Annotated in this window: 20 protein-coding genes and 1 pseudogene; 10 read left to right on the top strand and 11 right to left on the bottom strand. The window is 57.5% G+C overall.

The genetic code is table 11. The features are described 5' to 3' along the window. Positions 1-56 precede the first annotated feature (56 nt). The gene (locus tag DQN55_RS15920) at positions 57-1,322 is read left to right on the top strand and encodes an OprD family porin (RefSeq protein WP_048379305.1); all 1,266 of its coding nucleotides are present in this window, start codon (positions 57-59) and stop codon (positions 1,320-1,322) included. A gap of 271 nt (positions 1,323-1,593) precedes the next feature. Here the strand turns inward: DQN55_RS15920 and DQN55_RS15925 are convergent, their stop codons facing one another. Continuing rightward, entirely contained in the window at positions 1,594-2,436 is an 843-nt protein-coding gene (locus DQN55_RS15925; protein WP_048379303.1) for a mechanosensitive ion channel family protein, read from the bottom strand. 177 nt (positions 2,437-2,613) lie between these two features. Continuing rightward, positions 2,614-3,099, bottom strand: coding sequence for a YajQ family cyclic di-GMP-binding protein (locus DQN55_RS15930; RefSeq protein ID WP_048379301.1), 486 nt, complete (start codon positions 3,097-3,099; stop codon positions 2,614-2,616). A 117-nt stretch (positions 3,100-3,216) separates the two neighbouring features. Between DQN55_RS15930 and DQN55_RS15935 the strand changes: the two genes are divergently transcribed. From DQN55_RS15935 to DQN55_RS15945, 3 genes are read left to right on the top strand one after another with little or no spacing between them, the layout of a single operon-like run. Then, positions 3,217-4,182, top strand: coding sequence for a putative 2-dehydropantoate 2-reductase (locus tag DQN55_RS15935; RefSeq protein WP_074702976.1), 966 nt, complete (start codon positions 3,217-3,219; stop codon positions 4,180-4,182). A gap of 46 nt (positions 4,183-4,228) precedes the next feature. After that, on the top strand, positions 4,229-6,265 hold the full coding sequence (locus DQN55_RS15940) for a sensor histidine kinase (RefSeq protein WP_048379297.1): 2,037 nt from the start codon (positions 4,229-4,231) through the stop codon (positions 6,263-6,265). Between the two features lie 2 nt (positions 6,266-6,267). Beyond that, complete coding sequence (locus DQN55_RS15945; protein ID WP_048379295.1) at positions 6,268-6,849, top strand: cob(I)yrinic acid a,c-diamide adenosyltransferase; 582 nt, start codon at positions 6,268-6,270, stop codon at positions 6,847-6,849. A gap of 103 nt (positions 6,850-6,952) precedes the next feature. Here DQN55_RS15945 and DQN55_RS15950 read toward each other — a convergent pair whose 3' ends face one another. The 4 genes from DQN55_RS15950 to secA all read right to left on the bottom strand — a co-directional run bounded on the left by DQN55_RS15950 (position 6,953) and on the right by secA (position 12,713). Continuing rightward, positions 6,953-7,897 (bottom strand): Nudix family hydrolase, encoded by a 945-nt coding sequence (locus DQN55_RS15950; protein ID WP_048379293.1) that lies wholly within the window; start codon positions 7,895-7,897, stop codon positions 6,953-6,955. Further along, positions 7,894-8,526, bottom strand: a complete 633-nt coding sequence (locus DQN55_RS15955) for a glutathione S-transferase family protein (protein ID WP_048379291.1) — start codon at positions 8,524-8,526, stop codon at positions 7,894-7,896. The genes DQN55_RS15950 and DQN55_RS15955 overlap by 4 nt, the downstream gene beginning before the upstream one ends. Before the next feature lie 100 nt (positions 8,527-8,626). After that, positions 8,627-9,844, bottom strand: a complete 1,218-nt coding sequence (gene argJ, locus DQN55_RS15960) for a bifunctional glutamate N-acetyltransferase/amino-acid acetyltransferase ArgJ (protein ID WP_048379290.1) — start codon at positions 9,842-9,844, stop codon at positions 8,627-8,629. 115 nt (positions 9,845-9,959) lie between these two features. Next, positions 9,960-12,713, bottom strand: a complete 2,754-nt coding sequence (gene secA, locus DQN55_RS15965; RefSeq protein ID WP_048379288.1) for a preprotein translocase subunit SecA — start codon at positions 12,711-12,713, stop codon at positions 9,960-9,962. Positions 12,714-13,021: 308 nt separating this feature from the next. On the opposite strand from secA, the gene DQN55_RS15970 reads away from it, so the two are divergent. Further along, entirely contained in the window at positions 13,022-13,477 is a 456-nt protein-coding gene (locus tag DQN55_RS15970; protein WP_048379286.1) for a DUF721 domain-containing protein, read from the top strand. A 49-nt stretch (positions 13,478-13,526) separates the two neighbouring features. On the opposite strand, the gene DQN55_RS15975 is transcribed toward DQN55_RS15970, so the two are convergent. After that, positions 13,527-15,020, bottom strand: a complete 1,494-nt coding sequence (locus tag DQN55_RS15975) for a helicase HerA-like domain-containing protein (RefSeq protein ID WP_048379284.1) — start codon at positions 15,018-15,020, stop codon at positions 13,527-13,529. 340 nt (positions 15,021-15,360) lie between these two features. Between DQN55_RS15975 and DQN55_RS22675 the strand changes: the two are divergent. From DQN55_RS22675 to DQN55_RS15990, 4 genes and pseudogenes are all read left to right on the top strand, one after another. Further along, positions 15,361-16,200, top strand: a pseudogene (locus DQN55_RS22675) (cache domain-containing protein); the annotation flags it as partial. A 141-nt stretch (positions 16,201-16,341) separates the two neighbouring features. Further along, positions 16,342-17,106, top strand: a complete 765-nt coding sequence (locus DQN55_RS22680; protein ID WP_408634597.1) for a methyl-accepting chemotaxis protein — start codon at positions 16,342-16,344, stop codon at positions 17,104-17,106. 125 nt (positions 17,107-17,231) lie between these two features. Beyond that, positions 17,232-18,344, top strand: coding sequence for a glycosyltransferase family 4 protein (locus DQN55_RS15985; protein ID WP_048379280.1), 1,113 nt, complete (start codon positions 17,232-17,234; stop codon positions 18,342-18,344). Continuing rightward, positions 18,337-19,104: a DUF2334 domain-containing protein gene (locus DQN55_RS15990; RefSeq protein ID WP_048379276.1), complete on the top strand. Its 768-nt coding sequence runs from the start codon at positions 18,337-18,339 to the stop codon at positions 19,102-19,104. The genes DQN55_RS15985 and DQN55_RS15990 overlap by 8 nt, the downstream gene beginning before the upstream one ends. A gap of 6 nt (positions 19,105-19,110) precedes the next feature. Here the strand turns inward: DQN55_RS15990 and DQN55_RS15995 are convergent, their stop codons facing one another. After that, positions 19,111-19,308 carry a hypothetical protein gene (locus DQN55_RS15995; protein ID WP_048379258.1) on the bottom strand — a complete coding sequence of 66 codons (198 nt, stop codon included), beginning with the start codon at positions 19,306-19,308 and terminating at the stop codon, positions 19,111-19,113. A 70-nt stretch (positions 19,309-19,378) separates the two neighbouring features. Beyond that, positions 19,379-20,227, bottom strand: coding sequence for a formyltetrahydrofolate deformylase (purU, locus tag DQN55_RS16000; protein WP_048379257.1), 849 nt, complete (start codon positions 20,225-20,227; stop codon positions 19,379-19,381). Between the two features lie 350 nt (positions 20,228-20,577). Here purU and mvaT point away from each other — a divergent pair, with 350 nt between their 5' ends. Then, the gene (gene mvaT / locus DQN55_RS16005) at positions 20,578-20,955 is read left to right on the top strand and encodes a histone-like nucleoid-structuring protein MvaT (RefSeq protein ID WP_048379254.1); all 378 of its coding nucleotides are present in this window, start codon (positions 20,578-20,580) and stop codon (positions 20,953-20,955) included. A gap of 77 nt (positions 20,956-21,032) precedes the next feature. Here mvaT and sbcB read toward each other — a convergent pair whose 3' ends face one another. Together sbcB and DQN55_RS22475 are read right to left on the bottom strand one after the other, a co-directional pair. Beyond that, positions 21,033-22,484: an exodeoxyribonuclease I gene (gene sbcB, locus DQN55_RS16010; RefSeq protein ID WP_048379252.1), complete on the bottom strand. Its 1,452-nt coding sequence runs from the start codon at positions 22,482-22,484 to the stop codon at positions 21,033-21,035. Positions 22,485-22,576: 92 nt separating this feature from the next. Beyond that, positions 22,577-22,933 (bottom strand): hypothetical protein, encoded by a 357-nt coding sequence (locus DQN55_RS22475; RefSeq protein WP_048379250.1) that lies wholly within the window; start codon positions 22,931-22,933, stop codon positions 22,577-22,579. Positions 22,934-22,948: the final 15 nt, after the last annotated feature.

A 22,948-nucleotide genomic window follows, 5' to 3' on the forward strand; every position in this document is an offset into this window, starting at 1 on the left:
AATAAATTCAGGTGGGACGGCAGTACTCTTCCTAAAAACCAAAGGAGCAAATCACGATGCGCGTGATGAAGTGGAGCATGATCGCCCTGGCTGTTTCAGCCGGCACAACTCAGTTCGCAATGGCTTCGTCTCAGGACGAATCCAAAGGTTTCATTGAAGACAGCTCGCTGACTTCCAAAACCCGCATGCTGTACATGAATCGCGACTTCCGCAACGGTGCGGGCAATATTGCAAAACCAGGCGGCGGCTTTAAAAGCGGCTACCGTGAATCCTGGGGTCTGAGCGAGCTGCTCAACTACGAGTCCGGCTTCACTCAAGGCACTATTGGCGTGGGTGTTGATGCGTTCGCCATGGGCACAGTACGCCTGGACGGCGGCGGTGGCCGCGCAGGTAACGGTCTGTTCGCCACCAACAGCGACGGCTCCCCGGAAGACACTCAGTCCAAGGCTGGCGGTGCGGTGAAAATGCGCTTGTCCGACACCGTTCTGAAATACGGTAACCAGTTCGTTGCCAGCCCGGTTCTCTCCACGGACGACAGCCGCCTGCTGCCTGAAGTCGCTACCGGCACCTTGCTCACCAGCAAGGAAATCGAAGGCCTGGAACTGAGCGCAGGCCGTTTCACCGGCATGAGCTCGCAGACCGGCATGTACCACGACAGCCTGCATATGACGTCGGCAAACATTGCCGGTGCGACCTACCAGTTCACTGACAACCTGGTCGGTGGCGTGGCCGCATCCGATGTTGAAGACTACTTCAAGAAGCAATACGCCAACCTGAACTACACCCTGCCTATCAACGACTCCCAAGCCCTGAACTTCGACTTCAACGGCTACCGGACTTCGAGCGAAGGCAAGGAACTGGCAGGCGACGTTGACAACAAAATCTGGAGTCTGGCAGCTGCGTATAGCCTTGGCGCCCACAAGTTCACCATCGCTCACCAGCGCTCCAGCGGTGACAGCGGCTACTACTATGGCGTTGACGGCGGCGGCACCATCTTCCTCGCCAACTCCGTGCAGTACTCCGACTTTAACGGCAAGGACGAGCGTTCATGGCAAGGTCGCTACGACCTGAACATGGCCAGCTACGGCGTTCCAGGCCTGAGCTTCATGGCTCGCTACGTGAAGGGTGACAACATTTCCACAAGCGAAGGCGAAGGCAAAGAGCACGAGTTCAACTTCGAAAGCAAATACGTCATGCAGGAAGGCCCGGCCAAAGACCTGTCTTTCCGCCTGCGTAGCGCGATTTATCGTACTACCAGCAACTACGGTACAGACACCAACGACGTTCGCGTCATCGTTGAGTACCCATTGAACATCTTTTAATTACGGCCTTAGAGCATAATCACAAGTCCGGTTCAATAAAAAGCCACGCCCTTGCATAAGGTGCGTGGCTTTTTTATGCCTGCGTGATCGATGCAGATATATAGCAAGCTAACCAACTAACTTTAATGCAAGTAATTATCAGTATGGATTATTGCTTTGCGACCGGCTTGTTTCACTGAAAGCAAAAACAATTAAAGGGGCCGCGGCCCCTTTAATTTGCATACCCACTAACTTTGTTAATGAGAGGTTGCTCGTAGCGCTACCTCATGGCTTATTGCGCGGCAGCTTCCTGAACCATGCGAATCACACGCTGCGGAAAAGGAATATCAACACCTGCCGCCTTCAAGCGATCACGAGAGCGTTCGTTGAACATGAACAGCACATCCCAGTAATCCGGGGTGCTCACCCAAACACGCAGCGACACGGTGATTGCACTGTCGCCCAAAGCCGTCACGACTGCGACAGGCTCAGGATCCTTCAGTACGCGCGGATCATCGGCCAACGTCAGCAGCACTTCACGTACCTTTTGCAGGTCCGCGTCGTAATCCACACCCACATCGAACACCACTTTGCGCGTCGGCTGACGGTTGTAGTTAGTGATGATGCCGTTGGACAGATTGCCGTTCGGTACGATGACGGTTTTATTGTCACCGGTGCGTAGCACCGTGTGAAAAATCTGAATGCTGTCAACGGTCCCGCTCACACCCTGGGCTTCGATCCAGTCACCGATCTTGAACGGACGGAACAACAGAATCAGCACCCCGCCTGCAAAGTTTGCCAGGCTACCCTGCAACGCCAGGCCAATGGCCAGGCCTGCCGCACCAATGGCTGCCACGAACGACGTCGTCTGGATGCCGATCATTGAAGCGACGCTGACCACCAGCAATATCTTGAGGATGATATTGGCCAGGTTACTGATAAAGCCTTGCAGAGCCTGATCAGCCTTTCTCAGCGCCAGCAAATGAGCCAGCTTGGAGGTCACCCGATTGATCAACCACCAGCCTATTGCCAGCGTGACCAACGCCAGCAAAACACGGCTGCCGTATTCCATGATCATCGGAATCCAGGCCTCTGAGGCCTTGATCAGTTGATCGACTTCAGTGTTCAAATCCATTTATCTCTCCTTCTACCGAAACCCGGCATATCATTTATTCAGCGAGACGATTGAGCGGATAACGCTCAATCGTTTCTGCATTACCCGGGAAATACGGACGCCGATGCTGGCCATAGGTTCCCGCAGCCCCCTTAGTCGCGTCATTACGACGCGAAAGGACTGCTTAAGCCCCCGTGATCAGTCGCGGAAGTTGTTGAATTGCAGCGGCAGGTCGAAGGTCTTGGCGCGCAAGGCAGCGATTGCCTCTTGCAGGTCATCACGTTTCTTGCCGGTGATGCGCACCTGCTCACCCTGAATGGCAGCCTGGACCTTGAGCTTGGCATCTTTGACATGAGCGACGATCTTCTTCGCCATCTCTTTATCAATGCCTTCTTTAAGCACGGCTTCCTGCTTCATCAGCTTGCCTGACGCGTAAGCGTCCTTGACCTCAAGGCACTGAACGTCGATCTTGCGCTTGACCAATGCCAGCTTGAGGATCTCGATCATTGCTTCCAGCTGGAAGTCAGCTTCAGCAGTCAGGTTCACCGTCAGGTCCTTCTCTTTGAACTCAAAAGAGCCCTTGCCCTTGAGGTCATAACGGCGATCCAGTTCCTTGACGGCGTTTTCGACGGCGTTGGTGACTTCGTGCTTGTCCAGTTCGGATACCACGTCGAACGACGGCATGTGATTTTCTCCAATAGTAAAAGGGCACGCTCAACACAGATGGAGCGCGCCTGGCCTGACAGTTAAAATGCGCGGGCATTATAGCGGTTCTTCGACCTCAATCACTTGCGAGCACACATGCCAAACGCATTCATCCCACAAACTGCTGCCGATTCCTCACCCCGGGCGTCCGGGCTCTGGCACATTCTGGGTGCCGGAAGCATGGGGACGTTGTGGGCCACACGACTGGCACGAGCGGGGCTTCCGGTCCGGCTGATCGTGCGTAACCCAGCGCGCCTGAAAGCCTACCAAGCAGCTCAAGGATTGACGCTGGTTGAGGGCGACCACGCGCAACGGCTGCTCATCGACGCTCAGCTCCCTGAAGACGACGATCCGATCCGGCGCTTGCTGGTGACTTGCAAAGCCTATGACGCCGAACGTGCCGTTGCGCAGATCGCCGCACGGCTTAGCCCGGATGCTGAGCTGATCCTGCTGCAAAACGGCCTGGGCAGCCAGCAAGCCGTTGCCGAGCGCGTTCCGCACGCGCGCTGCATCTTTGCCTCCAGCACCGAAGGCGCCTTTCGTGATGGCGACTGGCGCGCAGTGTTTGCCGGGCACGGCAATACCTGGCTCGGTGACGCCCATCAGGGGCCCGCACCGCTGTGGCTCGAAGAACTTCAACGCAGTGGTATCCGTCATGAGTGGAGCACGAACATTGTCGGCCGGCTGTGGCGAAAACTTGCCCTTAACTGTGCGATCAATCCCCTGACGGTGCTTCATGATTGCCAGAATGGCGGCTTGAAAGCCCACCACACCGAGGTCGAAGTTTTATGCGCCGAACTGGCCACCTTGCTTGAGGGTTGCGGACAACCCGAAGCAGCCATCGACCTCAGCGATGAAGTGAGCCGGGTCATCGCGGCCACTGCCAACAACTACTCTTCGATGCATCAGGACGTGGCCCAGGGTCGGCGCACCGAAATCAGCTACCTGCTGGGTTACGCCTGCGAAGCCGCCCACCGTCAACAGCTCACCCTGCCCCACCTGGAGCAACTGTACCAGCGGCTGACCGTGCACCTGCAACGGCGCGGATTGCCCTCTAACTGAGGCCCGCGCTACCCTGAAGGCGTGTTCCTCTTTATGCGGCCATCCCATGCCCTTGCGCCAGCGCCTTGAAAACCTGCCGGTCGGCCAGAAGTTGCTGGCCGCCCTCCTTGTGCTGCTGACAACGGTCCTGCTCGTGGCCAATTTGACGTTTATCAGCGTGGCTTACTGGATTTCCCATGAAAGTACCGCCCCGCAAGCCTTGCAGACCCTGGGCAGGCTGACTTCAAATCCAGCCCTTGTCACCAGAGCGCTGAACAGCCCCGAAGACGCCAACGCCTTGCTCAAAGAAATCGGCAGCTATGCCCCTCTGCGGGCCGCGGCCATTTATGACAGTAACGGCGAGCGATTGGCGCAGTTGCAACAGGGTGAGCACCTGCACCTCCCCAAGCACTATCACCAGATTGAAGCCTGGCGCCTGACGGAGTTACGCAGCAATCACCTCACCCCCCTGCTCAACGGCGACCAGCCCCCCGGACACTTGTTGTTGGTAGCCAGCAGTGAACTGCCCACCGCGTTTTATACCGGCACATTCGCTGCGAGCCTGGGAATACTGGTCTTCAGCGTTTTACTGTGGTTTGCCGTGGCCCGGCAGATCAAGCGCCTGATTACCCAGCCTATCCATCGACTTGAGGAACTGTCTCGCCAGGTCACCCGGGAAGAGAACTACGCCTTGCGCGCCGCTCCCGGCAATAACGATGAAATCGGTAACCTGGCAGAAGCGTTCAATACCATGCTGTCGCGCATTGAAGCGCGCGAACAGGAACTCAAGCGCGCAAGAGACGAAGCCCAAGGGGCTTACGATCAAGCCCAGACATTGGCCGAAGAAACCCGCCATACCAATCGCAAGCTGGAGAAAGAGGTTCAGGTTCGAAGCAAAATCGAAAAAACCCTCACCGGTTTCCAGAACTATCTGAACTGCATCATCGACTCCATGCCCTCGGCCTTGATTGCACTGGACGAGCAGCTTTATGTCACGCAATGGAATCAGGAGGCCAGCACGCTCTCAGGAACGCCGTTGAATGAAGCCATGAATCAGTTGATTTACCTCGCCTTTGAGCCGTTGCAACCCTTCGTGCCACAGCTCAAGGACACCATCGCCCACCACCAGGTCACCAAGATCGAGCGCGTGACCTGGGGCCACGGCGACGAAGCACGGCACTACGCCCTGACGTTCTACCCGCTGATGGGGGGAAGCGGACGCGGGGTAGTGATTCGAATCGATGACATTACTCAGCGCCTGTCGATGGAAGACATGATGGTGCAATCAGAAAAGATGCTTTCTGTCGGCGGCCTGGCAGCCGGAATGGCACATGAAATCAACAATCCATTGGGCGCCATCCTGCACAACGTGCAAAACATTCGCCGACGCCTGTCGAGCGACCTTCCCAAGAATATCGAGCAGGCGGCACAGGCCGGAATAGACCTGAATGCCATCAGCCAGTATCTACAGGCGCGAGAAGTGCCGGAGCTGCTCGACGGCATTCAACAGGCTGGCGCCAGAGCCGCTAAAATCGTCACCCACATGCTCAGCTTCAGTCGACGCAGCAACCGGCAAATGAGCCCCTGCGACTTATCGGCCCTGATTGATCAAGCCGTGGATATCGCCAGTAATGATTTTGACCTGGCCATCGGTTTTGACTTCAAGGGACAAGCCATTACCCGCCAGTTCGACCCGCAACTCGGCCCCGTCCCCGGCATTCCCAACGAGCTGGAACAAGTCCTGCTCAATCTGCTGAAGAACGCCGCCCAGGCGATTCACCAGCGCCGCGATCCGCACGAGCCAGGGCGGATCATCCTGCGCACAAGACTCAATCCACCCTGGGCTGAAATACAGGTCGAGGACAATGGCGCCGGCATGCCGGAATACGTGCGCAAACGGATTTTCGAACCCTTTTTTACGACCAAGGAAGTTGGCCAGGGCACAGGGCTCGGCTTGTCCGTGTCGTACTTCATCATTACCAACAACCATAAAGGCCAAATGGAAGTACAGTCCACCCTTGATCAAGGCACCTGTTTTACCCTGCGCCTTCCATTGGCCGGTAATCTGATGCATTTACACGAATCAACCACGGTGGAGTTGTAAACATGGGCTTTCGTTTATCGAAGATTTACACCCGTACGGGCGACAAAGGCGAAACCGGACTGGGTGATGGTCGACGCGTGCCGAAGGATCATCCGCGGATTGAAGCCATCGGTGAAGTCGATACACTCAACAGCCAGGTTGGTGTGTTGCTGGCCGGACTTGCCGAGCACAGCCTGCAGCACCCCGGGCTCAACGAACTGATTGAAGTGCTCGAGCCTTGCCAGCACCGCTTGTTTGACCTGGGCGGCGAACTGGCCATGCCAGCGTACCAAGCGCTCGACACCACAGAGATCGAACGCCTGGAAACTGCGATCGATCGCTGGAACGAAGAATTGGGGCCGCTGGAGAACTTCATTCTGCCCGGCGGCTCAAGCCTGATTGCCCAAGCCCATGTCTGCCGCTGCCTGGCACGCAGCGCCGAACGGCGTTGCCAACAGCTCAACGCCCAGGAGCCGCTGGCTGGTGTGGGGTTGGCTTATATCAATCGCTTGTCTGACCTGCTATTCGTCGCCGCACGCCTGATCGCCAGACGCCAGGGAATTGCCGAGATCCTGTGGCAAGCAGCAGCAAAGCCTCAAAGCTGACGGCTGCTACGAGTGGTGTGCAGCCGCTGCTGCAGGCTGCGCACAGGGCCGAATAACCTTCAAACCCACGCAGAGCGGCAGCGACTACAGGAGCCCCGTAGAGTCATGCCTGTGGCCAGAACGCCCGTATGCCTGCAATACCCTGCGCACCCATCGCCCATGCTTGCTGACGATCATCCGGCCCCAGCCCACCGAGCAGAAATACCGGCTTGCTGAAATCAGCGATCAGGTGTTGCACCTGCTCCCAACCCAAAGGCTCTGCATCGGGATGGGTCTCGGTTGGCAAAACCGGGGACAGGGTGACGAAATCCACGTCCATCTGTTCGGCCAACAACAACTCTTCTGCGTTATGGCAAGATGCTGCCAGCCAGCGCGTCTTGGGAAAAGGCCGGCCGTTGGGGGCCAATTTGCGCAGTTGCTTGGCGGTCAAATGCCAGCCGGCGGACGGGAAATCCCCCAGCCATTCCAGTGGTCCCTTGAGCATCAGTTGCGCCTTGCCGGCACACAAGCCCGTCGCATCTACCGCCAAATCACGGTACTTGGGGTCATAACCATTGGGAGCACGCAGCGATACCAGCTTGATCCCGCCTGCAACGGCCTTTTGCAGCCCGCGCAGAAGCTCCGGTGCTTCCAGGCCATCCGGGGTAATCAGGTACTGATCAGGCAAACGGGCAGCCGCCACTATCGGCTGGTTAGCGGCCGGGAACGCGTAATCCGCCAGCTCGCGCTGAGCAACCCAGGCCAATGGCTGGCCTTCTGCACCATGGGGTTCGCCCGTGAAGGCCAAAACCTCCCACACATCCAGAAGCACCTGTTTGTCGGGGTAATCATGCTGGACCTTGATCAAGGGCCGTGCCGCCTCGACGACGATGCCCAGCTCCTCTTTCAGCTCACGACCCAATGCTGCCTCGACCGACTCTCCTGCCTCCACCTTGCCACCGGGAAACTCCCACAGGCCGCCCTGGTGCTGGGTGTCGGCGCGACGGGCAATCAGGATCCTGCCATCGACGCCCCGGATAACGGCCGCAGCCACATGAACTCGTTTCACCCTTGCACTTCCTCTAATCCGGCCTGTTGCCAGGCTTTAAACGCAGGCCATTGATAAATGGCCTCGACATAAGCTTCATCTTCAGCCGACAGCGCGACTTTGTAAGTCCGAAGTCGCACAGCAACCGGTGCAAAAAAGGCATCCACCAAGCTCCGCCGACCGAACAGCCAGGGGCCGCTCTCGGTGGCCGCCGCACGGCATTCCGCCCACAAGGCAGCCATTCGTTCAATGTCGGTCCGGGCCTCCACCGGCATGGGCTCCAGCGCTTCGTCACGCTGCAAGTCAAAGGGTAGATGGCTGCGCAGGCCGAAAAAACCACTGTGCATTTGCGCACAGGCTGATCGGGCCTGAGCCCGCGCCGCGATATCGGACGGCCATAGTTGCGCCGCCGGGAAGCGCTCGCTCAGGTATTCCGCAATGGCCAGGGAGTCGGCAATGGTGCCATGCTCAGTCTTCAGCAGCGGAACTTTGCCCGTTGCCGAATGCTGTAGCAGCAACGCTCGGGTATCGGTCTGCCCCAGCCTGATCATCTGTTCTGTATACGTAACCCCCGCCAAATCCAGCGCCAGCGCGCCACGCAAGGACCAGGATGAGTGTAACTTGTCGCCAATGATCAGGTGGAAGCTCATAGGAAGGCACCTTCAGTCAACGAGGGAAAGCCGAATGAGACGACAATCACCAGCCGGTCGCGACAGCATCGACTGAACGGCCCGTGATTGTCGAGACGATTCAGGTACGGTATTCGGCGTTGATTTTCACGTATTCATGGGACAAATCCGTGGTCCAGATAGTTTCACTGCAGTCGCCACGACCCAGCTCGATCCGGATCGTGATTTCCTCACGGGCCATCACCGCAGAACCCTGCTCCTCGGTGTAGGTGGCCGCACGGGCACCACCACTGGCAATGCACACTTCACCGAGGAATACATCGATCTTGCTCACATCCAGGTTCGGGACACCGGCACGGCCGACAGCGGCGAGAATACGACCCCAGTTGGGATCAGAGGCAAACAGCGCCGTCTTGATCAGTGGTGAGTGGGCCACGGTGTAACCCACGTCCAGGCATTCCTGATGGTTACCGCCGCCGTTCACTTCCACGGTCACGAACTTGGTCGCGCCCTCGCCGTCACGCACGATGGCCTGGGCCACTTCCATGCAGACTTCAAGCACGGCCTTTTTCAGGGCAGCGAACAACGGGCCGCTGGCCTCGGTGATTTCAGGCAGGCTGGTCTTGCCGGTGGCGATCAACATGCAGCAGTCATTGGTCGACGTATCACCATCGATCGTAATGCGGTTGAACGACTTGTTAGCCCCATCGAGCAACAGGTTTTGCAGCACATCGCGGGAAACCCGGGCATCAGTAGCAATGTAGCCCAGCATGGTTGCCATGTTCGGACGAATCATCCCGGCACCTTTGCTGATGCCCGTCACGGTGACGGTGATACCGTCGTGCTCAAACTGACGGCTGGCCCCTTTGGGCAGGGTGTCGGTGGTCATGATCCCTGTAGCGGCCTGGGCCCAGTTGTTTTCCGAGAGGTCGTCCAGCGCTGCTTGCAACGCGCCTTCGATTTTCTCGACCGGCAATGGCTCGCCGATAACACCTGTGGAGTATGGCAACACGGCGCTGGCATCGACACCGGTCAACTCGGCCAGCTTGGCGCAGGTACGCGTGGCGGCAACCAGCCCGGGCTCACCGGTGCCGGCGTTGGCATTGCCGGTATTGGTCAGTAGGTAGCGGACTGGCCCCTGAACCCGTTGCTTGGCCAAATTAACCGGTGCTGCGCAAAATGCGTTCAGTGTGAACACGCCGGCAACGCTGGAGCCTTCGGCACAGCGCATCACCACCACATCCTTGCGTCCTGGACGCTTGATGCCCGCTGATGCAATGCCAAGTTCAAAACCGGCCACCGGGTGCAAAGTGGGCAAAGGACCAAGACCAACAGCCATGATGCGCTCCTAAATAAAATGTGCGCCGTCGAAAGAGGACGGTGAATTCAATGGTAAAACGCCGCGACGGCTAATGCCGGTCGCGGCGCAGGTGCTTCAGCAGTTGAAGCGGGCTTTAATTGATTTGCCCGTGGCAGTGCTTGAATTTTTTGCCCGAGCCGCAGTAGCACAGCTCGTTGCGACCCAGTTTCGGCTCGCTCCGAACAGGCTCGGCAGGTGTTGCAACCTCAGAGACATCGGCGCCTTCCAGCACTTCGCTCATGGCGTCGGGCTGATCAAGTCCAGGTGCGTCCGCATGCTGGAACTGCATGCGTGAAGCCAGCTCCTCAGCTTCCTGACGCAGACGAGCCTCTTCTTCGACCGGATCTTCACGACGAACCTGTACATGCGACAGCACACGGATCGAGTCGCGCTTGATCGAGTCAAGCAGCTCGGAGAACAGGTTGAACGACTCGCGCTTGTACTCCTGCTTCGGGTTCTTCTGCGCATAACCACGCAGGTGGATACCGTGACGCAGGTGGTCCATGGTCGACAGGTGGTCCTTCCACAGGTCGTCCAGTACACGCAGGACGATCTGTTTCTCGAACGTGCGCAGCGCATCAGCACCGGCCTGCTCTTCTTTCTCGTTGTAAGACGCGATCAGTTCAGCCAGCAGCTTCTCACGCAGGGTTTCTTCGTACAGGTGGTCATCTTCGTCGAGCCATTGCTGGATCGGCAATTTCACACCAAAGCCGCTTTCGATCGCGGCTTCGAGCCCTGTCACATCCCACTGCTCAGGCAACGATTGAGGCGGGATATGCGCGTTGATCGTGCTGTCGAGCACGTCCTTGCGGAAGTCAGCAATGGTTTCACCGATGTTGTCGGCAGCCAGCAACGTGTTACGCATGTGATAAATCACTTTACGCTGTTCGTTGTTGACGTCATCAAACTCCAGCAATTGCTTACGAATGTCGAAGTTGCGACCTTCAACCTTGCGCTGAGCCTTTTCAATGGCGTTGGTCACCATGCGGTGCTCGATCGCTTCGCCAGACTGCATGCCCAGGGCCTTCATGAAATTCTTCACCCGGTCAGAGGCGAAGATACGCATCAGGCTGTCTTCAAGCGACAGGTAGAAACGGCTGGAACCCGAGTCACCCTGACGGCCGGCACGACCACGCAGCTGGTTATCGATACGGCGCGACTCGTGACGCTCGGAAGCGATCACGTGCAGGCCACCCGACTCCAGCACTTGCTGGTGACGCTTTTGCCAGTCGGCCTTGATCTGGGCAATCTGTTCCGGGGTCGGATTCTCAAGAGAAGCGACTTCCACCTCCCAGTTACCGCCCAACAGGATATCGGTACCACGACCTGCCATGTTGGTGGCGATGGTCAGTGCACCCGGACGACCGGCCTGGGCAATGATCTCGGCTTCTTTTTCGTGGAACTTGGCGTTCAGCACCTTGTGCTCGATGCCTTCCTTGTTCAACAGGTTGGACATGTGCTCGGAGGTTTCGATGGTGGCCGTACCCACCAGTACCGGACGGCCCTTGGCCATGCAGTCCTTGATGTCGGCTACGATCGCCGCGTACTTTTCGTCCGCAGTGAGGAACACCAGGTCGTTGAAATCCTTACGGGCCAGCGGTTTGTTCGGCGGGATGACCATCACCGACAGACCGTATATCTGGTGGAACTCGAACGCTTCGGTGTCAGCCGTACCGGTCATGCCGGACAGCTTGTTGTACAGACGGAAGTAGTTCTGGAAGGTTGTGGAGGCCAGTGTCTGGCTCTCGGCCTGGATGTTCAGGCCTTCCTTCGCTTCGATGGCCTGGTGCAGGCCTTCGGACAGACGACGACCGGGCATCGTACGGCCGGTGTGTTCGTCGACCAGCAGTACCTGACCGTCTTCCACGATGTATTCAACGTTGCGGTTGAACAGCTTGTGGGCTCGCAGCGCCGCATACACATGGGTCAGCAGGCCCAGGTTATGCGCCGAGTACAGGCTTTCGCCCTCGGCGAGCAAGCCGATCTGGGTCAGCATGTCTTCAACAAACTGGTGACCGGCTTCGTTCAGCTCGACCTGGCGAGTCTTCTCATCGATCGTGAAATGGCCGGCCTTGGTGACCTCGCCTTCCACTTCCTCGATGTGCTGCTCAAGGCGCGGGATCAGTTTGTTGATCTCGGTATAGAGCTTGGAGCTGTCTTCGGCCTGACCGGAGATGATCAGCGGGGTACGGGCTTCGTCGATCAGAATCGAGTCGACTTCGTCGATCACGGCGAAATTAAGCTCGCGCTGGAATTTTTCTTCCATGCTGAAAGCCATGTTGTCGCGCAGGTAATCGAAGCCAAACTCGTTGTTGGTGCCATACGTGATGTCGGCAGCGTAGGCCTCACGTTTTTCCTGAGGCGGCTGGAACGGCGTGACGATACCCACTGTAAGGCCCAGGAATTCGTAGAGCGGACGCATCCAGTTGGCATCCCGGCGTGCGAGGTAATCGTTCACGGTAACAACGTGTACGCCCTTGCCGGACAACGCGTTGAGGTAAACCCCAAGGGTTGCGACCAAGGTCTTGCCTTCACCGGTACGCATTTCTGCGATCATGCCTTCATGCAAGGTCATGCCGCCGATCAGCTGTACGTCAAAGTGGCGCATGCCCATGACACGCTTACCGGCTTCGCGGCATACCGCAAATGCTTCCGGCAGCAGTTGATCGAGGGTCTCACCTTTAGCTATGCGGGCCTTGAACTCTTCGGTCTTGGCGCGCAATTGCTCATCACTCAGAGCAACCATTTGCTCTTCGAAGGCATTGACGACCTGTACCGTCTTGAGCATGCGTTTAACTTCGCGCTCGTTCTTGCTTCCAAAAAGTTTCTTTAACAAAGGCGCAAACATATCGGCAGGATCTTCCACACATAGGGATGGAGGGCGGCCCCGTGAGTCGCCCGAGCAGCCCTGATGGCCGCATGCGAACGAGCATTCTACCCGGAAACGGCGGTGAGGAAAGTGGCGTTATTCCACGATACTGGTGCAGCGTTGTGACGGGGCCCCACTAAAATAAGGCCTTTTTGCTGAACTTCAACCCACGATGTGTAGAAGTTACTCATTGATTTCACAAATAAAGTCCGTGAAATCAGGATGCCTTCGAGTGGAACAGGCGGTTTCTGCTAAGATTGCAGCTCTGTTTTCTCAGGTGTTTGAACATGGCATTTCGCCCACACCCAGCACGGGCCCCTGCCGTTCTGCTCCGCGAGGCCAAGCCCCTAAAAGCCATTTTTGGCCATGCCAAACGGCTGGCGCATTTGCAGCGCCTGCTCGAAAGCCAACTCCAGCCTGCTGCACGTGAACATTGTCACGTCGCTTCATGGCGCGAAGGCAGCCTGCTGTTGATCGTCACTGACGGACACTGGGCCACCCGTCTGCGCTATCAGCAAAAGCGCCTGCAACGCCAGCTGCAAGCGTTCGACGAATTCGCCAGCCTGACCCGGATCCTGTTTAAAGTGCAGCCGCCAACCGTACTGGCCAAAGTGGCCGGGCACACGCTTGATCTTTCGGTAGATGCCGCACAGACCATCCAGGCCACCGCCGACGGCATCACCGATCCGGCGCTGCGTGCCGCGCTTGAGCGCCTGGCCAGTCACGCCAGACCTAAAGACTAGACACCGCTGATCTGCAGGAGCGAGTCAGCGGTGTACATGCATCACCTGCTTACTTGCGCTTGCTGCTCCCCAGTAATGATCCCATCAGCCCGCGAACCAGTTGACGCCCCAGCTGGCCTGCGGCCTGCCGGGCCATGGATTGCAGTGCCTTGCCCGCTGTCGACCCCAGAAAATCCCCGGCCTGATCAAGAAAGCCCGGTTCCGGGGCATCTGCTTTGCCCGGGACGGATTGCGCTGGCGCCTCAGAGGGCACTCCTTTGCGGGCCAGCAGGATTTCGTACGCGGACTCACGGTCAACCGGCTTGTCATACCGCCCTTGCAAGGCAGAACCGGCGATCAACGCTGAACGCTCTGCCTCGGTCAATGGCCCGATGCGTGATTGCGGCGGTGCAATCAGCACACGCTGAACCATGGCCGGCGTGCCTTTTTCTTCCAGCATGCCGACCAGCGCCTCCCCTGTTCCCAGCTCTGTCAGCACCGCCAGGGCATCGAACTGCGGATTCGGCCGAAAGCCGTCTGCAACTGCCCTCAAGGACTTTTGCTCTTTGGCTGTAAACGCCCGCAGCCCGTGCTGGATACGCAAGCCCAGTTGCGCCAGCACCGCATCCGGCAGGTCGGCCGGTGACTGAGTGACGAAATACACCCCGACACCTTTGGAACGAATCAACCGAACCACTTGCTCCAGACGGTCTTGAAGCGCTTTCGGGGTGTCGACAAACAGCAAGTGCGCTTCGTCAAAAAACAAGGCCAGCAAAGGTTTGTCTGCATCGCCACGCTCTGGCAACTGCTCGAAAAGCTCCGCCAGCAGCCACAGCAGAAAGGTCGCATAAACCTTGGGCGCCTCATGCACGAGACGGCTGGCATCAAGCAGGTGAATCTGCCCGCGCCCATCGCTGGCAGGTTGCAAAATGTCTTCCAGCTGCAGTGCTGGCTCACCAAACAACGCTTCGGCGCCTTGCTGCTCAAGGGTGGACAAGCGTCGCAACAGCGCCTGGCTCGATCCGGTGGTCATCAACGCTGCGTCATCCCCCAACACTTCAGGGTTGTCACGCAAATGATTGAGCAACGCTTTGAGGTCTTTCAGATCGAGCAGCAACAGACCTTCACGATCCGCCACCTTGAACGCGGCATACAAGGCGGCTTGCTGGCTATCTGTGAGCTCCAGCAGGCTGCCAAGCAGCAACGGCCCCATTTCACTCAACGTCGTACGTAATGGATGACCTGTTTTTCCCTGTATGTCCCACAGCGTTACCGGATACGCCTTAGGCTGATAGTTAAGCCACGGCATCCCGGCAATCCGCTCCGCAACTTTGCCCTGGGGATTGCCTGCCGCCCCCAGGCCACACAAGTCACCTTTGATGTCGGCGGCGAACACCGCCACGCCGGCATCGCTGAACTGCTCGGCCAGACGTTGCAGGGTGACGGTTTTACCTGTCCCCGTGGCCCCTGCCACCAAGCCGTGGCGGTTTGCCAGGCGCAATGACTGAGCGATGGCCTGACCTGAGAGGTCAGCACCGAGAACAAGAGCAGAAGAGTCAGGCATTTTGCCACCTTTAATTAATCTTTCACGGTCCGACGTCGATACACCCTTAATGCTAGACCAGGAAATTCCGAATTTAGCGTAGGAAGGCGCCCCATTAAATATAGAAATTTCGCCAGTTTGGGCAGCGATTTCTAGTGTGCGCGTTTTTTCAGAGTGTAGGCCTCAAACTTTTAGACCTTAGCGGACCCTTCAAGCCATGAATAAAAACCTGCGTTTCAGCCACAAAATACTGCTTGCCGCGTCCCTGATCGTAATAGCCGCCTTCTCGCTATTTACGCTGTACAACGATTACCTGCAACGTAACGCCATCCGCGATGATCTGGAGAGCTACTTGCACGAGATGGGCGGCGTCACCGCCAACAACATCCAGAACTGGCTCGGCGGCCGGATACTGCTGGTCGAAAACCTGGCGCAATCGATCGCCATCGCTCCAGAGCCGGCCCAGGTGGCAAGCCTGCTGGAACAAAAAGCATTGAGCAGCACGTTCATGGGGGTTTATCTGGGTGACAGCCTGGGCAACTTTACCATGCGCCCCGACAGTCAAATGCCTGAAGGTTTCGACCCGCGTACCCGTCCCTGGTACAAGGATGCGCTGAACAACGACACTGCCAGCCTGACCGAGCCATACATCGATGCGGTTACCGGCCAGATGATCATCTCCATCGGCACGGCGGTGAAAAAAGCCGGGCAAACCCTGGGCGTCGTCGGCGCAGACCTGTCACTCAAAACCATTACCGACACCATCAATGCCTTGAACTTCGACGGCATGGGCTATGCGTTCCTGGTTCGGCAAGACGGCAAAATCCTGGTACACCCTGATAACGCTCTGGTGATGAAAAACCTGAAAGACATTTACCCTCAGGACACGCCGCCCATCAGTACCGATATCAGCGAAATCCAGGTCAATGGCCAGATCCGGATTGTGACCTTTGCGCCAATCAAAGGGCTGGGCTCGGTCAATTGGTACATCGGTCTGTCCATTGATAAAGAGCAAGCCTTCGCCATGCTCACGACATTCCGCACCTCTGCGATTATTGCCACCGCGATTGCCGTGGTCTTGATCATTGCCCTGCTCGGCCTGTTGATCCGCCTGCTTATGCAGCCATTGCATGTCATGACCCGGGCCATGCAGAACATCGCCGAAGGTGAAGGTGATCTGACTCGCCGACTGGCCGTTGAATCCCGGGACGAGTTCGGCACACTGGGCAGTGCCTTTAACCAGTTTGTCGAGCGCATTCACACCTCAATCGGCGAAGTGGCCTCCGCCACCGAGCAGGTCAACGAAGTTGCCCTGCGTGTCGTCAGTGCATCCAACTCGTCAATGCTCAATTCGGACGAACAGGCCAGCCGCACCAACAGCGTCGCGGCGGCCATCAACGAACTGGGCGCCGCCGCACAGGAAATAGCCCACAACGCCGCACAGGCATCCCACCAGGCCAGCGATGCCCGCGGGCTTGCCGAAGACGGCCAGCAAGTGGTTGAACACAGCATCAACTCGATGCAGCAGCTGTCACACATGCTCAGCACGTCCAGCAGCCATATCGAAGCGCTGAACGACAAGACCGTCAACATCGGGCAGATCCTGGAAGTGATTACCAGCATCTCCCGACAAACCAACCTGCTGGCACTGAACGCCGCCATTGAAGCCGCCCGGGCCGGTGAGGCCGGGCGCGGTTTTGCTGTCGTGGCCGACGAGGTTCGCAACCTGGCACATCGCACCCAGGAGTCGGCGCAGCAAGTGCAGACCATGATCGAAGAGTTGCAGGTCAGTGCCCGCAACTCTGTCAGCACGATGGAAGAGAGTCAGCGCCGTAGCCAGGACAGTGTGGAGATTGCCAATCAGGCGGGCGAGCGACTGATCGGCGTGACGGCGCGTATTGGCGAAATCGACGGCATGAATCAATCCGTCGCCACGGCGACCGAGGAGCAGACCTCGGTGGTCGAATCGATCAATATAGACATCACCGAGATCAACACGCTCAATCAGGAAGGCGTCGAAAATCTTCAGTCAACGCTTCGCGCTTGCTCCGATCTGGAGCAACAAGCAGCTCGCCTGAAACAACTGGTAGGCAGCTTCCGCATCTGATCCCGGGACCGCGTAACTGCTGGCCGGCAGTTACGCGCTGCTTTGCAGCCGCTCAATCCTGATGAGCATCTATCATCCAATGAGGTCAATCCCATGGATGATAGTGAATCAGAGGACTCAAGGCCGTGCATATTGCTGACATCACCATGTTCTATGCGCCCGCCAGCGGCGGAGTGCGCACCTATCTGGATGCCAAACACCGACGTTTGAGCCGCTTGCCGGGCATTCGTCACAGCCTGTTGATACCGGGCAGCAACCTGAGTCAACACGACGGTATTTATCAGGTCCCCTCGCCTGCCCTGCCCTTCGGCAATGGTTTTCGCTTCCCTATCCGGCTCGCGCCCTGGTGCAACATGTTGCACGAGCTGCAACCTGACCTGATCGAAGTCGGCGACCCGTACCTCACCGCCTGGGCCGCACTCGACGCTCGACGCCAGCTGGATATACCCGTGATCGGTTTTTATCACTCGGACCTCCCACTGCTGGTGCGCAACCGTATGGGTAACTGGCTCAAACCCAACGCCGAAGCCTATATCAGCCGCCTGTACAGCCACTTCGACCGCGTGCTGGCACCCAGCCAGGTCATGGCTGACAAGTTGATAAACCTGGGGGTCGAAAATGTGTTCGTGCAAACACTGGGCGTCGACTTGCAAACGTTCAACCCTCAGCATCGCGATCCCGAACTGCGCGCCGAATTGCAGATCAACGAAAATGCTCACTTGTTGATTTTTGCCGGTCGCGGCTCCAAAGAAAAAAACCTGCCGGTCCTGCTCGAGTGCATGCGCCACTTGGGGGATCGGTATCATCTGCTACTGGTAGGTTCGCAGATGCCCTCCCATGTCCCGGATAACGTCACGGTGATTGATGACTTTTGTCCCGCCGCTCAATTGGCGCGCCTTATGGCCAGTGCCGATGCATTGATCCATGCCGGCGATCAGGAAACCTTCGGCCTGGTCATCCTCGAAGCCATGGCCAGCGGCATTCCAGTGGTCGCCGTGGCTGCCGGGGCATTCAACGAACTGGTCCACGATCAGGTCGGCATTCTCTGCCAGCCCAATCAGCCACAGGCCATGGCCGATGCCGTGCGCGAGCTGTTCGCCGGCGATCCCCAGTGCCTCGGCCGCCAAGCGCGTCTGCATGCCGAGCTGCATTACTCCTGGGACAAGGTGGTACAGGCGCTCCTGACGCATTATCAAGCCGTGCTCGGTAGCCATCAGGCGCTAGCTGCCCATGTCTGATCTCAGTGTCGCGCTGGTGCTGCATGACGTGGCCCCGCAAACATGGCCGGACTACCAGCCATTCGTCGAGCGCATCGATGCCCTTGGCGCCATCCCGATCACCTGGCTGGTGGTGCCGGACTTTCATCATGCCAGTCCCCTGGCCGAAGCCGGTGCGTTCAGGCAACAGCTGGACAGCCGCGTCATGAAGGGCGATGAGTTGGTGCTGCATGGCTACTTTCATGCCGATGACCAGCCAGCGCCACGTACGCCGCGGGATTGGTTCATGCGCAGGGTGTATACCTGGGAGGGCGAGTTTTACACGTTGTCCGAAGCACAGGCATTGAACCGGCTGCAGCAAGGCTTGGAGGTGTTCGAGCGTTATCAATGGCCCGTTCAGGGGTTCGTCGCCCCTGCCTGGCTGATGAGTGAGGGAACGCGCCAGGCCTTGCGCCAGTTACCCTTTCGCTACACCAGCGACCCACAGCATCTTTATCGCCTGCCTGAATTCACCGCCATCGAGGCGCCGGGCCTGGTCTGGAGTGCCGGCAGCGCCTGGCGCCGAGGCGTGTCGAAACTGATCAGCGATGTGCGCGAACAGCGCTGGCACAATGCGCCATTGATCCGACTGGGGCTGCACCCGGTGGATATGCGCCACCGTTTTTCCCGAGATTACTGGTTCCGGACCGTACAAAGGTTGATTGCCGAGGGCCGCAAGCCGGTGACCAAAGCTCAGTGGCTGGCTTCAACTGCGCCATCCATCGACACGCGCCCGCTGTAAACCGCCTCACGTTTCTGAGGGCGTGCTTTCATCAGGAGCGGATTCGGGGGGCGGGAGCGGATGCAGCGCACGCCACAAGGCGGCTGCATCCGGAAATTCCGTACCGTCTTCAGGGCCCAGCGCATCAGGGTCGTATCGGCTCAAGCAGCCTTCGCCCAACGTTGCCGGTGCCCGTGAAACGGCTTGTTCGAGAGGGTCTGTCATATCAATATCCTGTCGTCGCGCCCTGTGGGCCGCGACGACAAAATCAGTCACGCAACAGCGCTGTGAGTTCTCAGAACACCACGGTCTTGTTGCCGTGCACCAGAACGCGGTCTTCCAGGTGATAACGCAGGCCACGGGCCAGCACCATCTTCTCGACATCCCGTCCGAAACGCACCATGTCTTCGATGCTGTCGCTGTGGCTGACGCGCACCACGTCCTGTTCGATGATCGGGCCGGCATCCAGCTCTTCGGTCACGTAGTGGCACGTTGCGCCGATCAGCTTCACGCCACGCAGCGAGGCCTGGTGATAGGGCTTGGCACCCACAAATGACGGCAGGAAGCTGTGGTGAATGTTGATCACCTGATGCGCATATTCGCGGCACAGGTCTGGCGGCAGGATTTGCATATAGCGCGCCAGCACCACAACCTCGGCGTCATGCTGTTTGACCAGGCGCGAGACTTCAGCGAAGGCGGGTTCTTTGTTCTTAGGATCAACCGGCACATGGTAGTAAGGGATGCCGTGCCACTCGACCATGCTGCGCAAGTCGTCGTGGTTGGAAATCACGCACGAAATCTCGCAGTCCAGCTCATCGCTGTGCCAGCGGTGCAGCAAGTCAGCCAGGCAGTGGGATTCGCGACTGGCCATCAATACCACACGCTTTTTTTGCGCCGTGTCGGTGATCCGCCACACCATTGAAAACTCTTCGGCAATCGGGGCAAATGCCTCGCGAAACGCTTCCAGCCCGAAGGGCAGAGAATCAGCACGAATCTCGTGACGCATGAAGAACCAACCGCTTTGATCGTCCGAGTGGTGGCTCGCTTCAGTGATCCAGCCATTGTGGGAGGCCAGGAAATTACTGACCTTGGCAACAATGCCGACGCCGTCGGGGCACGCAATCACCAATCGAAAAGTGCGCATGAGGGAAAAACTCCAAAACTTTACTAAGGCCGCCATTCTAGCGAGTGCGCAGCAAAACGACAGTATTCCTTGAGGCTTATTGCAAGCGTCACGCGGTCACACAGCACATGAGCCCACGTCAATGCGGTCGAGGCCTGCAGCGTTTTTCACCAAGCTTTGAATCAATTATTATGACGCCTTATTATCCGGATAAACGCCCACTGTTTAATAGCGTGTATATGAGAAGAATGAAAAGTTAATGATTCTTTTTTTTAAATTATTCAGCCCTCGGATATTTACTTGCCGTAACTGCCTGACTATTATTGCGCCACTGTCTCCCTGTAAACCCTTTTCAACATAAGGTTATCCTCATGTCCTTGATCAACGAATACCGCGCAACAGAAGAAGCCATCAAAGAATTGCAAGCGCGCCTGAAGAACCTGTCGGAAGATGACAAACTTCAAACCGAGCTGGAATTTGAAGGTAAACTGCGCACCCTGATGGGCGAATATCAAAAATCGCTGCGCGATATCATCGCGCTGCTGGATCCAGAGTCCAAAGTAAGCAAAGCCCCCCGTGGCGTAGTGAAAACTACCGGCACCAAACGTGCCCGCAAGGTTAAACAGTACAAAAACCCGCACAACGGCGAAGTGATTGAAACCAAAGGCGGCAATCACAAGACGCTGAAAGAGTGGAAATCCAAGTGGGGCGGCGACGTGGTTGAAGGCTGGGCTACTTTGCTGGACTAAGTGACACCGTGTGCGCAACGCTGTTGCGTCACCCATAAAAAAACGCCAGCAAGCTGGCGTTTTTTTATGGGCTTATTTTAACTTGAGTGCTCGGTTTGTGTGTCCAGGCCGACACGACGACTCAAGCCCCGGGCGTATCGCTTCCACTCATCCAGCAGTTTCAACTGCGCGGGCGTGGCCGCACGGGACAGCTCGTCAGCCTGCTGCGTAAACGCTTCCAGGGTCAGGGGTGCTCCCATGGCCGGATCGGTCAAACGTTGTTGGCAGAATAAATGCCAACGTTCGAGTTCTTGTGCACTCAAGGTATGAGGAAAGTTTCGGGCCCGATAACGAAACAATAACTCGGGCAAACGCTCGTCATCAAAAGGCCAGGCGTCATTCGCTAATTGCTCGGGGTCGCTCAGCCTGACCTGTTCACACAGTCGACGATCACGGTCGCCGAGAAAGCCGTCATACAACTGCTGCTCGGGGTCTTCACTGGGGGTAAAGTCTTCACGGGCATAAAGGGCGGATAACTTATCCTGCCAAACTTCCTGCGTCTCCGTCAGCTGGCGTGCACGGGCCTCATAGTGCGCCATGTCCCATTGCAAACGCTGTTGATCCTGCGCACGCACTACATTCAAGGGCGCGACCACCGGGCAACGATTAACGTGTATCAGCTTGAGCGGTATTGGCAGTTGCCCTTCGGGCAAGTCTTCCCGACGTGTATAAAGCAACGCCCGCAATGATTCGGCATCCATGTCCAATAAAGGCTGGGGATCAAAGTGCAGGTCACACACAATCAGCGCATTACGATTTTTAGGATGCCACGCAAGAGGCAATACCACGCCCACATAATGCCTGGCCGCAGAAAAGCGCCCGGAAATATGCACCATCGGCTGTAACAAGCGAACCTGATCCAGCACTCGCTGTTTGGTCCTTAATTGAAATAACCAGTCATATAACTTGGGCTGCCTGGACCTGATCAGCCGCGCCAGCGCGATAGTGGCCCGCACATCGGATAACGCATCGTGAGCCTGACCATGGTCAATGCCATTGGCCGCCGTCAATCGCTCCAGCTTGAGTGTTACTCGGCCGTCTTCCTGAGGCCAGACAATCCCTTCGGGGCGCAAGGCATATGCCGTGCGCACCACATCAATCAAATCCCAACGGCTGTTGCCGCCCTGCCACTCACGTGCGTAAGGGTCGAAAAAGTTTCGATACAGGCTGTATCGCGTGACCTCATCATCGAAACGCAATGTGTTGTAGCCCGCACCGCAGGTACCGGGCAGCGCCAGCTGGGCATGTGTCCGGGTCATGAACTCGGCTTCACCGAGGCCTTTATCTTCCAGGCGCCCGGGGGTGATGCCGGTAATCAGGCAAGCCATGGGGTGAGGCAGGATGTCGTCGCTGGGCTGGCAATAAAGGTTGAGGGGCTGATCAATCTCATTGAGTTCAGCATCGGTGCGGATACCGGCGACCTGCACGGCTCGATCGCAGCGCGGGTTGATGCCGGTGGTTTCATAGTCGTACCAGAAAATAGAGGTCACGGGGTGTTCCTGAACAGTAGACCCCATCAGTCTAGGCGTTCAGGCCCGGGCACGGCCAGCCCTGCACCTGACGCCCGAGCCAGAAGCTCGCCTTATGCAGAGGCTTGCAAGGGATGAAAACTGAAGTACCGATGCAAGGCACTGATCAGCGAGGCGTATTCGGCAGGCGGTTTGAACAGGATAAAACCGGAGTCGTAATAATGTGGCGAGGTATCCTCATGGCTCCACAGGCAGCGCGCCGACAGATCAATAAACTGCTGGCCACCTTCATGGGCGGGCAGTTTGAGGCGAAATTCAAAATTGCCTCCCACCAGCAACGGCAGCTGGCTGATCAACATGATTCGGTCTTCGGTCACATTACCCAGAAAACCCAAGGGTTTATCCGTGAACCGATTGAACACTTTCAAAAAACACACCAGTTGATGGCGCTCGATACGGCGGTCAGACATCCTGTTGAATATCAC

Source organism: Pseudomonas taetrolens, from assembly GCF_900475285.1.
Lineage (GTDB): Bacteria > Pseudomonadota > Gammaproteobacteria > Pseudomonadales > Pseudomonadaceae > Aquipseudomonas > Aquipseudomonas taetrolens.